Genomic DNA, 10,813 nt, shown 5'->3' on the forward strand with positions numbered 1-10,813 from the left:
CGAGGGTATTGCGGTAAACGACAATACACCTATGACATTAAGTTTTGTGGTATCGGCCCGTAAGCTAAAGCTGGGCAATGCAGAACACGAAAACGATTGGCCAAAAGCTTAGTCATCACTAAACATATCGTAATTAAAAGCGCCCCGACTTTTTCTGGGGCGCTTTTAATCCGTTGCTATTTTCATCACCCTACATCTACCTATCATCCCAAAAAATTAATATTGCTTTTTTGATGCGTATATTAATTTACAAAGCCATCTCAAAAATTAATGCTCAATTATGTCTAACCATTCCAAACATGTTGCAGTAAAAAACGATTACTATTCAGGTAAAATGTTTGGTTCGGCATCAACACACAATATTCATCTGAACGTACGGTTTGCAGAAAATGTATCCATTTTTAATATAAGAGCATGTGCATACCCAGCATTTGGCTTAGGGTAATTGTTGTGATCAAGATAAATTAATATGGAAAAGAAACTCATTGCTGAAATCAATATAGAGGATAAGGAAATTACACATTTTGCTTCCTTCGTCCTTCAACAGGCTTTTAACGAACATCACTATTTTGAACTGCGCTTTAACCACGACCAGATGGGTGCGCCAGGGCTGATCAGTTTAGATGATAGCCGCGATTTTGTGGGTAAAACCTTAACTGCTTCTTTTGGCCATTCGGCAGAAGGCATGCAGAATTTTGTAGGCCTGGTTTCTAAAGTTGAACTATCACAAATTCATGGTTACCATGGTGTTCTAATTGTAAGTGGTTATAGCCCAACTATTTTAATCGATCGTGGACCTGATTTGGGTTCATATTTAGATAAAGACCTGAATGAGATCGTGAAATTGGCAACTAAAGATACGCCTGCCAATGATTTAAAAGTGGTGGCCAATGCCGCAAGAAATACATCAATCGATTATATTATCCAATATCGTGAAAGCGATTTTGCTTTTTTGAACCGTCTTTCCGCCGAATACCACGAATGGCTTTTTTACGATGGCAAACAGCTTAATTTTGGAAAACCCGATACACAAAAGGAAATATCCCTGTTTTATGGCAGAGATGTTCAGGAAATGCAGTATGCAATGGAAATTGCACCGATAAAAAATAAACGGTTCTCCTATAATCCGAAGCAAAACGAAATGCTGCTGAGCGAAAGTACAGGTAAAGTAAATGGCACACCCGACTTATCCCATGCCGTAAAAGCTTCTAACCTTACTTTTAGTAAAACCTTCAACCAACCTTCATTAATCAGGGTAGATAATAACAACGACATTAAAAACCTGGTAGAAAATGAAGAGAAAGCGAATACAAGTGAGCTTTTAAAAGTAACCGCCAGGGGCGATAATGCCGGGTTAAGCATAGGCAGCATTGCTGAAATTACAATGAGCCTCCGTAAAGAACTTGCTTTTACATCCGAAAGCTTGGGTAAATTTCTTATTACCAGTATTACACATCATATAGACGAAAACGGCAAATACCATAATACTTTCGAAGGAAAAGTATCCACAACCGAACGGTTACTGGTAAAGAACTTCGAAAAACCACAACCGGATATGCAACTGGCAGATGTGATTGATAATAACGATCCACAGGGCCAGGGCCGTATAAAAGTGAAATTTAAATGGGAATGTTTAACCAACGATGTTACAGAGTGGTTGCGTGTAGTTACGCCAAGTGCCGGTGTTGGTGATAGGGGTAATAACCGGGGATATTTTGCGATCCCCGAAATAGATGATCAGGTGATGATTGCGTTCGAAGAGGGGAATATTGCACGGCCCGTAGTAATGGGAAGTGTTTACCACAGCTCCAGCGTAGATAGTAGCCCGCTTATTCAAAACCACCTTAAAAGTATCATTACCAGAAGCGGACATTTAATAGAATTTGATGATAATCAGGGTACACAAGGCATAAAAATCACCGATATCCACAATAATATTATCCATATCGATACCAAAGGCAATAATATAACCATTACCGCTTTGGAGAACATGACTTTAAACTGTAAGAATATGCAGATTAATGTAGCGGAAAATATGGATGTGAAGGTGGGTAAAAACATTTCAGAAAGTGCTGGTGAGAACATTACCACAAGTGCCAACGAAGACATTACGCAAACCGCCGGAAAAGATATCAATATCAGCGCCACTGGAGATATGAAAGAATCAGCAAATAATAAAACTGAAATGGTAGAAAAAGCATACATGAGAAGTGCTCAGGAATCTACACAGTATGCTGAAAAGGTAACTATTTTTAGCACCAAAGAAAACATGCTGTTGGAGAGTTCTGAAAAAACTGTAGAGATTAACAGTGCAGAAAAATCAAATCTTTTTTAATATGGCCATTAAGAAAATTGCTAAAAACCTGATCATTACAATTACTGATCAATATGTTTCCACTTCGCAAACAGCATTTGAAACTGCTGAAAAAGTAGAGATTGTTGCCTTGGGAGAAAATTTGGTCTTAGCTTCGAACAAAAAGATTAATATAACAGGTAAATAAGCAGGCGATGACGAATGTAATGTTTAAGAAGCCGAGGTTTGTAATTCCTGAGGCTGCAAAAAATAAACCTATTGCTGATATTGTAATGTTTGTTGCCGGTACTACAGATCCTGTAAATACGGCAGGCTTAAAACATCAGGCAAATACCGAGTACTGGAGGGGGATTGATGCGAAAACACATAAAGCAACAGCAGAAAGTGTAAGTAATTTTTGGAATAAAATAAAAGAAATAAAATTTCAATATCTGAATTTACATATTGAGGGCGATTTTTTTAGTTGGTCTGGAGACAATGATACCAAAGAAAGAAATATTGCAGCAGAGCGTTTAATGGATGTAATGTTACGGACATACAGAAATTGGAGACATCAAGAAGTTCATTTGCATTTAATCGGACATTCGCATGGGGGTAATGTAATAAACCAATTTACAGAGCTTATTACGAGTAAAGAAATGATAGCGAAGTCTGAAGTTTTAAAAAGGAATAAATTTACTGAATTTCCTAAGCTATGGAAGATTAAAAGCATTACTTATTTATCAACGCCATTTTTTCAAAAGAAGCACCAATTAAATCATACCAAACTACATAGCGCTTGTAAAATAATCAATGTACATAATGAATATGATTTAACGCAGCAGCTCGTAGCAGATTTTAGTTTGGTCAATATGGAAGGGCTATTAAAATCTTTCCAGATGGATAAGTTTGAGCGGGGTATAAAAACTGTTAAAAGTGTAAAACACGAAGTTATTACAGATTATCTTAAGGGCTGGCGTTCTGAAAAAAAAGCAATTGCTGCATGGAAAGAAATGGCAACAGCTTTTTTAGGAATCAATATGATCATATCAGAATTTATTAAGTACATTAATTCACTGAAAATTGAAAATTCCAGCTTACAAAAAGAAAAGGATTCATTCGTAAGTATATTAAATAAATTTCTTTTATGGAGCTACGATGTAAATAAGAATTATAACGGGGGAAAAAAAGGGTACGATAAAGTTACCTGGGCAACAAATCTGAATTTGAGTCAGGGTTTAACAGTTTTAAATACACTATTTCATATTAAAAGCGGGCCGAAGGATAGCTATTTATTAAGTTTATTAGCAAATATTTTCGGAGAAAAAAGAGGGATAACTGATAGCATTGATGAAACATCCTGGACCCCAAAAAAACAGACCAAAGGATTGTCGATTCTAGATGTTCCCATTTTTGATAAAGATCCTTATAACTCAAGAAATAAAAGAGCTCAATTCGGTACTTTCTTAAAAGGGGCGCAAAATGCAGTGCATAGCAATAATTTGGAAGATATGTTAATGCGTCTGTTCAGTCAGTTTATTAAACCTGCTCAGCTGGCCAATATTTACAATTATATTAATTATGCTGAATATGTCGTAACGGGAAATCTTGATGCACAGCTTAAAATTTTAGGGGGAAATCTGAAAAAATATACAGAATTCGTCACAAAATACAATGCAGATTTGGTTGCAGAAAAAGATGAAAACATTGCGGAGTTAGACAAAAAACCTGGATCAATACCATATTTGGCAATGACATCGCATAGTTTAAGCCACACCCGGTTTTGGCCAAAAATTGAAGAAGGATTACGGGGAGCTTTTAGTTCGGGAGTAAATACAGGATATAAAAAGAAATAATTATGAAGAATACTCAAAAACTAATCATTATTAGTTTGATCATGTTTGTAGTTACTGCTCTAGGTATAACCCTTTGGTACATAAACGACCATATATTATTAAAATTTGATGCCAAATCGATTCTAATGGTATTGCCTAGGGTAGGAATGCCGGCTGGAATAATTACTACATTTATATTTCTATTGGTAGTATTTTGTTTAAACAAAATAAAGAACTCTTTTATAATAACACTGGTAATGAGTTTAATATTTATTGCATTTGTAATGATATCCTACTGGTTTATCCTGCACATGATATTTTACAACATTGAAGATAAGAAATCATTTATAAGTCAGTTGCTTGATTTTTAAAATGCTCATCTATCAAAATAATTTTTGGAAATAAAGAGTGCGATTATAGTAATTTATATTTAACTCGCCGTGTGATGTCTTTGCGGAAATATTAATTATAAGTATAGCACTTTCTTTATACCTGGTTCTTATTAAATAATCCCTTTGTGAAATAGATAGAACTAACCGATAAAAATGGACATTTCAAATAAAACAATATATTATTCAGGCCTAAACGCCCTTCGTTTAGATTGGCCTGCTGAAGTATGTTTAAAATATGGCGTTTTAATTATTTTTAACGAGGGCGAAGAAAACAGCAACGAAGTTAAATACGAAGTGCGTGTTACCAGGTTAAAGCCGGGTAAAGAGGGACAACCTTTATTTCAAATTGAGCGGATTAGTGATGTTTTTGTCAATGAAATCTTGCCCGATCTGGTTGCCGATCGTTTAGCTTATGCTGCAGGAAAAGTGTTTTATCCTTTGGTAATTACTGTTGATCAAAATGGCGGTTTTCAAAGTATTTACAATCACCAGGATATATTAAAAAGATGGGAATCTGTTAAAAAGAAGGTGCTGGATAATTTTGAAGGTGGTCTTGTAGAAGACTATGTAGAGCGGATGGAAAAACAGCTAGCTAATGCTGATAGTATAAATCTTGCATTTTTAAATAACGATTGGTTTATTCACACTTTTTTTAAACCGGTTTATAAAGAATATGGTCAGAATCATATAACCGAATCCATATATAAATTTCCGATAGCCAGAGGCTTTAACGTAGAAGGTTATCTAACACAAGAGAAATTAGCTGCCCAATCCAATAGCTTTGGAGCAATAGAATTGATTCATGATGGTACTATTATGCCTTTGGAGGATGAGTTATATATCACAAACAGGGCCACTGGTAACTATGAAGGATATTATCTTTTACACCCGAAATTTAAGCGGATCATATCTGTCGTTTCTGATTTCAGTTACGGAGCGCAGGAAAAAGCGAAAGTAAAGGTAAAAATTGCATTGATTCCCGAAAATGACAAGGAGTTTGATCACGATTTCGAATTAGATACCAATGTTAAAGGTTTGCCCGTAACAGAAATGGTGGTACTTGATGGCCCGTCAAAAAAAGGATTTTGGGATCGTTTACTAAATAATTAAGGCAATGGCAGAGAAACATATTGTAGTTCAGGGGGCACAGTGTATGTGCAAATTTGGATCGGCGCCCGATAAACTCAAAGTGCTAACGCATACCAAAGAATATGCAAACGATAAAGATGGAAGCCAAAAATCCATAGCAACCACAATGGATATCGGCCCAACTTTTGAAAAAAATATGTTTGGATCCTGCTCAAAAATGTACAATAAACCCTGTAATGCTGTGGTAACCAAATGGTCGGGTTTTTATGAAGATACCATCCTTACAAACGGAGGTAAAATTTTGCTTGAAGATAGCAAAGCTACCTGCCCAATAGGAGGCCCCGATTGCATTGAGATTGTTCAGCACGGGCAAAAAGCAGAAGCCTCAAAACAAAACTTTAATAACGCAAATAAAGAGGTACAATCACAGCTCAATCCCATGTCAGAATCTCTCGATGAATCTGCAAATAATTTTAACGGTGTAGAAGCGAGTGTTAAAGCATAACGTATGGCAAAGGGAATAAAGAAAATTATTTGGACCGGCGAAGGAAAAGTATATAATGCTAATAAAGGATCTATACCCGGTCAGTTAGTGGTAGTAGCTCCAGATCAGTATGTTTGGTTCAAAATAGGAGAATGGCAGCCCGGCACTACCGAGCAAGATAGAAAGAAAGATGTAAAATGGGCCGTTTTTAACGAGAAAAGCGTCATAGATCTTCAAAAAACAATACCCAGCAATTTTAGCTATGGTTACCGGATACCCAAAAAATTATGCGGACCATACCTGTGGTACATTGAAGCAACATGGAGCGGGAGTTTTGATAGTAAATCAGGCTTAAAGATCAGGGGCGAATCGCCTGCAAAAATAGTTGAAAGCAGGTGGACTCAAAATGAAGGAGGAGCAGATGTGCGCAAAACTTACCAGTTTTCGTACGGAGAACTCATCTGGCTCAGGCTCTTTACCGAAGGCTTAAATGGCTATGATAATGTAGAGGTTAGGGTATTCAGAAAATTGAGATCAGCATTAGGCCTATGGCCAAAAGATGATGAAGAAACCCGAAAAATTTATCGGGTAAGTGTAACCAATGGCGAAATTAACCTAAAAAATTCCCAATACGTATTCATGGTACCAGTCTATGAATGATAGATCGGATGTTGAAGAATTTTATGTGCGTGTGGTGCACCCCGTAACTGGTAAATATATTGAAGATACGGGAGGTAAGGGCGATACTGCCCATGCCCGGTTTTTAAGGATAAAAGATAAACTTAAATCGCAGGTAGTAGAAATACCCGAAAACAGAACACCGGTTACCATTTACCTGCCCGATAAAAATGAGGCAAGATTTGAGTTGTGCAAGTTTGAACAAATTAATGTAACAGAAGAAGGAAGTAAACCCGAACTAGTTTTCGATAATGGAAGTGGAGTTAAAAATGTTATCGATAAAAGGGAAAAAACGTTAGAGTCTATTATTTTTAAATTTGATAGTACGGAACTTTTACCCGAAAGTCTTAAGCAGCTTAATAATATATTACGGTTCTTGCTCGAACATCGATACAGCACTATTCAACTTGATGGTTTTGCTTGTGTAATCGGTAAACAGAACCATAACAATGTATTATCAGAAAACAGGGCAAAAACAGTAAGAGAGTTTTTTATCAAAGGGAAATTAGATCCAAATCGGATCAAAACGGCCGGACATGGAGAAGTAAACCCCACAGACGATAAAAAAGGGCGCGACAATATTAAATATAAAAATGAGGCAGACTATCAGAATAACCGGAGGGTAGATATTGCATTTGAATATTACGGGCATAATGCACAAACTATTATTTATGAAACTATTGTTGGCAATAAACCAAAAGATATTACCGTTGAACCCGTAAAATTCGATACCAAAGCTTGTTTTGACCGCAAAAAGCACAATAAAACCATCAAATTAATCAACATTGATGTAAAAGCTGAGAATGAGGGCAAAATTACAGTTCCGGCAGTATCAACAATGAGTAAGTTCAATGTTATTCCATTAAATTACATTTGGCCCAAGCGGGATGGATTAATGAATAATTACATGGTTCATATCCATTCTTGCAGGTATTATTCTGTTCAGAACAATCCTACATTGGCTATACATGTATACTCTGATATTAAATGGACCATAGAATTTAAATGGTCGCATACCCAACCCTTTGCCTACACCTACGGTAATAAGTTGTATGGTTATGAGTTAGATGAAGCAAAAAAGAAAGCAATAGGCGCTGCAGTAGATGCCGGCTGGTCTGAAAACTTTGGTGAGATGGCTCAAAAGTTTGAGCTATCATTTGTAGGAGAATGGACTACCTCAGCAGGTAAAAAGCAAAAGGTTGAGTTTAGTAAAGAATGGTCAGAACGTATTGCTAAAACCCTGAGGGTTATAAATCAGGTTAAGCAAATGGCAGATCGGGTATCTAATTCCTGTTTGGCCAAAGGTAGGTTCATGTTCGAAGTGAAGGCACCTGTTTTAGCGGTGTCTGCTCAATGGTATTTAAAAAAAACAAACAAAGTTGTTGGAGAGATTGTCGAAATCGGCGCAGAAACAAAACCGCTTATAGAAGCCGCTCTCAGTATAGATCTAATCGATATTGTTCTAAAATACGGTGGAAATGCTATATGTCCAGGGGCTGGTGAGGTACTCACCTGGATTAAGGATAAAATGAACAAATACGTTAAGATAACTTTTTTGATTACCGTAGGCGGGGCACTTAATATTGCAGGGAAATCCATCATCAATGTTAAATTCCCTAAAGAAACAACCGGTGAAGTCAAAATTACCGGTGAGCTCAAGGTCAATATCGAATTTAAAGCTACGGCCAAAGCCGAAACGGGTAGTATGGGGGTTTCGGGGATTGTAAAAGCGGATGCTAAAACAAGCGTTACCGGAGGCGTAAAATTAGGCGCCGATAAAGAAGGAGTATTCGTTGCTCCAATAGCTGAATTCGGAGGCATAAAAGCCACCTTTGTTGCAGCTACAACAATTAAGTTTGGTTTTATTAAGAGAACTTTTAGCTTTGATGGTGATGCTGTTCTTGTTGAAAAAGACGATGTTAAATTTAAGAAACATTATTTGGTTTAATTTTATATACTCATGAAGAAAAATATAGCTTTTTTAGTTTGTTTAATCTTTTTAGGCTGCAGTCCAAAAAAAATTGACCTAAAAGATTTGGTCCTTGCCGAAAAGCCCAATGTAGATTTGTCTGAATTTACCAAAAATATAACGGAACAAAAGGGACGCTTTGAACTACCAACAAAAGATGGTGTTCAGTTGGTTGATAAGGGAGAAAAGATAGTTTATTATTTTTTCGCAGGGAACGATAATGTAACTTTCGACAAAGCTAAAATCGCCGAAGTTTTAGAAACGAAAGTAGTAACCTACAATGGCGTTGTGAGTTTTATCAGTGTACATCCAGACAATAAAGATGCAGCAAACTTACTTAAGGATATGCTGAAAAGCTATTCGACACCGGATTCCATTATTTATAATCAAAGAAAATTTGATGACAACGAAAAGGAAACGCCTGCATTATTAAAAAGCCTTATGCCACATCTTGTTAAAGAAGTTGCTGATGAATTTGATAATAAGGCTACGCAATATCCCCAACAATTGTTTTGGAGCAAAAATGATGTATTAACCCAACTGGTTATAGATCCGACTAATGCTAACCTAAATATGTCAATTAAGATCATAACTAAAAAGGCATATATGGATCACATTGTTGAGGAATATGCTAAGCCACTATTAAAAGAATATGATAGTCCGTATGCACATCTTTTTAAAAAATAACCTTTATGACTGAACCATATTATTTACTGGAATACAATATTTCACTGGCAAATTTTGATCTCATTGTAAACGATGTAGTTGTTCATACCCATACCGAAGGAGGTAGCATCCATTCTCAATACCCGATAAACCACTTTATTTTATCAAGCGGGAATCAAAGTTTTAGTGTTGTTTTAAAGCCTGTTGAAGGTGAACTGATTAATCCTAACGCCGAAGCTCAGATAAAAATAAACGTTTTGGATTCGGCAAATGGTAATTTTGATAATCAACAGACAATAACAAAACTAGATGCTCCAGCTTTAAATGAAAAAAAACTTCCAGAATTGAAAATAGGAGGTGTTTTTAAAGCTGAAGTACCTTATCAAACATTAGGTTGGCTAGCATCCCAGATTATTGATGTTAAAAATGAAAATAGCTTAAAACTTGTTAATGATTTTTATCGCAGCATATACCTTCTTTTCAGGGATAAGAAAATCGACGAATTATCCGCTCTGTTAAAAACGAGATATCAGGAAACGGACATTTCCATGTATTTAGAAGAAGATAATTTGAGCGCGTTAAAAAATATGTTCGCTATGTTGGCAGAGGAAGATTATGTTTTACAAGAATTTCCTAACCAAACCAAATTAGAATTTTATGCGCAGAATAAATTGTTAAACCTAAAAAGAAAGAATCACAGCCCTATTATTTCTTACCTCAAAAAGGGAGCAAATGAAGAGTTTGGTTTCCCTTTTTACATACACCTGCCAAAAGGTAATAATGGGTTCGAAATTATCCGCTAGATGCACAATTGCCAGGAATATGAGAGGAATACTATTTATTGTCGCAAGTGTATTTTTTTAGGCTATAGCGCTCAAACTAAAGATCAAGAAAAAAATTATTGGAAATTGGTCTAGTAATATGGAAAATCTTAAACCGGGGCATATATTGGAAAAATGCATGTGCAGGTAAAGATAAGTTTGCTGAGTTAACGGCCTTAAACAGGAGAGATGGAGCAGCTAAAGACTGGATTGCTTTCGGTCTTTCGATTGGTATAAAAATTAGTAATTGTCCAAAATTACGCTTCAAAAAGTAACGCCTTGTCTAAAAATGCTACAATATTTTAAGCTATTGCATGTAGTGGAAATGAGACGGCAGGTGATTTCAAAAAAAATACATTTTTTTTCTTGTCAAAAATCTGCGTTCTGCTAACCGTAGGATAATATTTTAGAATTAAGTGTACGCGTTAGCTGTTATATATGAGTAACATATACAATAATTGGCTTAATATTTGGTTTATATTTAACATAGCGGAGGCTATACTAATCAAATTTTTAACCTTTAAATTTTAAAACTATGGCTTTCAAAGCTAGATTAAATTTTTCGGGCAAGGAGTACGATGTGCTT

Annotated in this window: 10 protein-coding genes; all 10 read left to right on the forward strand. The window is 35.9% G+C overall.

Annotated elements, in window-relative coordinates; all coding sequences use genetic code 11:
- Window positions 1–7: 7 nt before the first annotated feature.
- The 10 genes from tssD (at window position 8) to J7E57_RS26655 (ending at window position 10,209) form a co-directional block, all read left to right on the forward strand.
- On the forward strand, window positions 8–112 hold the full coding sequence (tssD, locus tag J7E57_RS26610; RefSeq protein ID WP_317196572.1) for a type VI secretion system tube protein TssD: 105 nt from the start codon (window positions 8–10) through the stop codon (window positions 110–112).
- A 357-nt stretch (window positions 113–469) separates the two neighbouring features.
- Window positions 470–2,335, forward strand: coding sequence for a type VI secretion system Vgr family protein (locus J7E57_RS26615; RefSeq protein WP_215132470.1), 1,866 nt, complete (start codon window positions 470–472; stop codon window positions 2,333–2,335).
- Between the two features lies 1 nt (window position 2,336).
- Window positions 2,337–2,501, forward strand: coding sequence for a hypothetical protein (locus J7E57_RS26620; RefSeq protein WP_157258313.1), 165 nt, complete (start codon window positions 2,337–2,339; stop codon window positions 2,499–2,501).
- A 7-nt stretch (window positions 2,502–2,508) separates the two neighbouring features.
- Window positions 2,509–4,149: a hypothetical protein gene (locus J7E57_RS26625; protein WP_215132473.1), complete on the forward strand. Its 1,641-nt coding sequence runs from the start codon at window positions 2,509–2,511 to the stop codon at window positions 4,147–4,149.
- A gap of 524 nt (window positions 4,150–4,673) precedes the next feature.
- A complete protein-coding gene (locus J7E57_RS26630) occupies window positions 4,674–5,630 on the forward strand; it encodes a hypothetical protein (protein WP_215132474.1) in 957 nt (318 codons plus the stop codon).
- Window positions 5,631–5,634: 4 nt separating this feature from the next.
- Complete coding sequence (locus tag J7E57_RS26635) at window positions 5,635–6,114, forward strand: DUF4280 domain-containing protein (protein WP_215132476.1); 480 nt, start codon at window positions 5,635–5,637, stop codon at window positions 6,112–6,114.
- Between the two features lie 3 nt (window positions 6,115–6,117).
- Window positions 6,118–6,753 (forward strand): hypothetical protein, encoded by a 636-nt coding sequence (locus tag J7E57_RS26640; RefSeq protein WP_215132478.1) that lies wholly within the window; start codon window positions 6,118–6,120, stop codon window positions 6,751–6,753.
- A complete protein-coding gene (locus J7E57_RS26645) occupies window positions 6,746–8,719 on the forward strand; it encodes an OmpA family protein (RefSeq protein WP_215132479.1) in 1,974 nt (657 codons plus the stop codon). Before J7E57_RS26640 ends, J7E57_RS26645 begins: the two co-directional genes overlap by 8 nt.
- Window positions 8,720–8,731: 12 nt before the next feature.
- On the forward strand, window positions 8,732–9,427 hold the full coding sequence (locus J7E57_RS26650) for a hypothetical protein (RefSeq protein ID WP_215132481.1): 696 nt from the start codon (window positions 8,732–8,734) through the stop codon (window positions 9,425–9,427).
- A 5-nt stretch (window positions 9,428–9,432) separates the two neighbouring features.
- The gene (locus J7E57_RS26655; protein WP_215132483.1) at window positions 9,433–10,209 is read left to right on the forward strand and encodes a hypothetical protein; all 777 of its coding nucleotides are present in this window, start codon (window positions 9,433–9,435) and stop codon (window positions 10,207–10,209) included.
- The last annotated feature ends 604 nt before the right edge of the window (window positions 10,210–10,813 follow it).

The organism is Pedobacter sp. ISL-64, assembly GCF_018613605.1.
Lineage (GTDB): Bacteria > Bacteroidota > Bacteroidia > Sphingobacteriales > Sphingobacteriaceae > Pedobacter.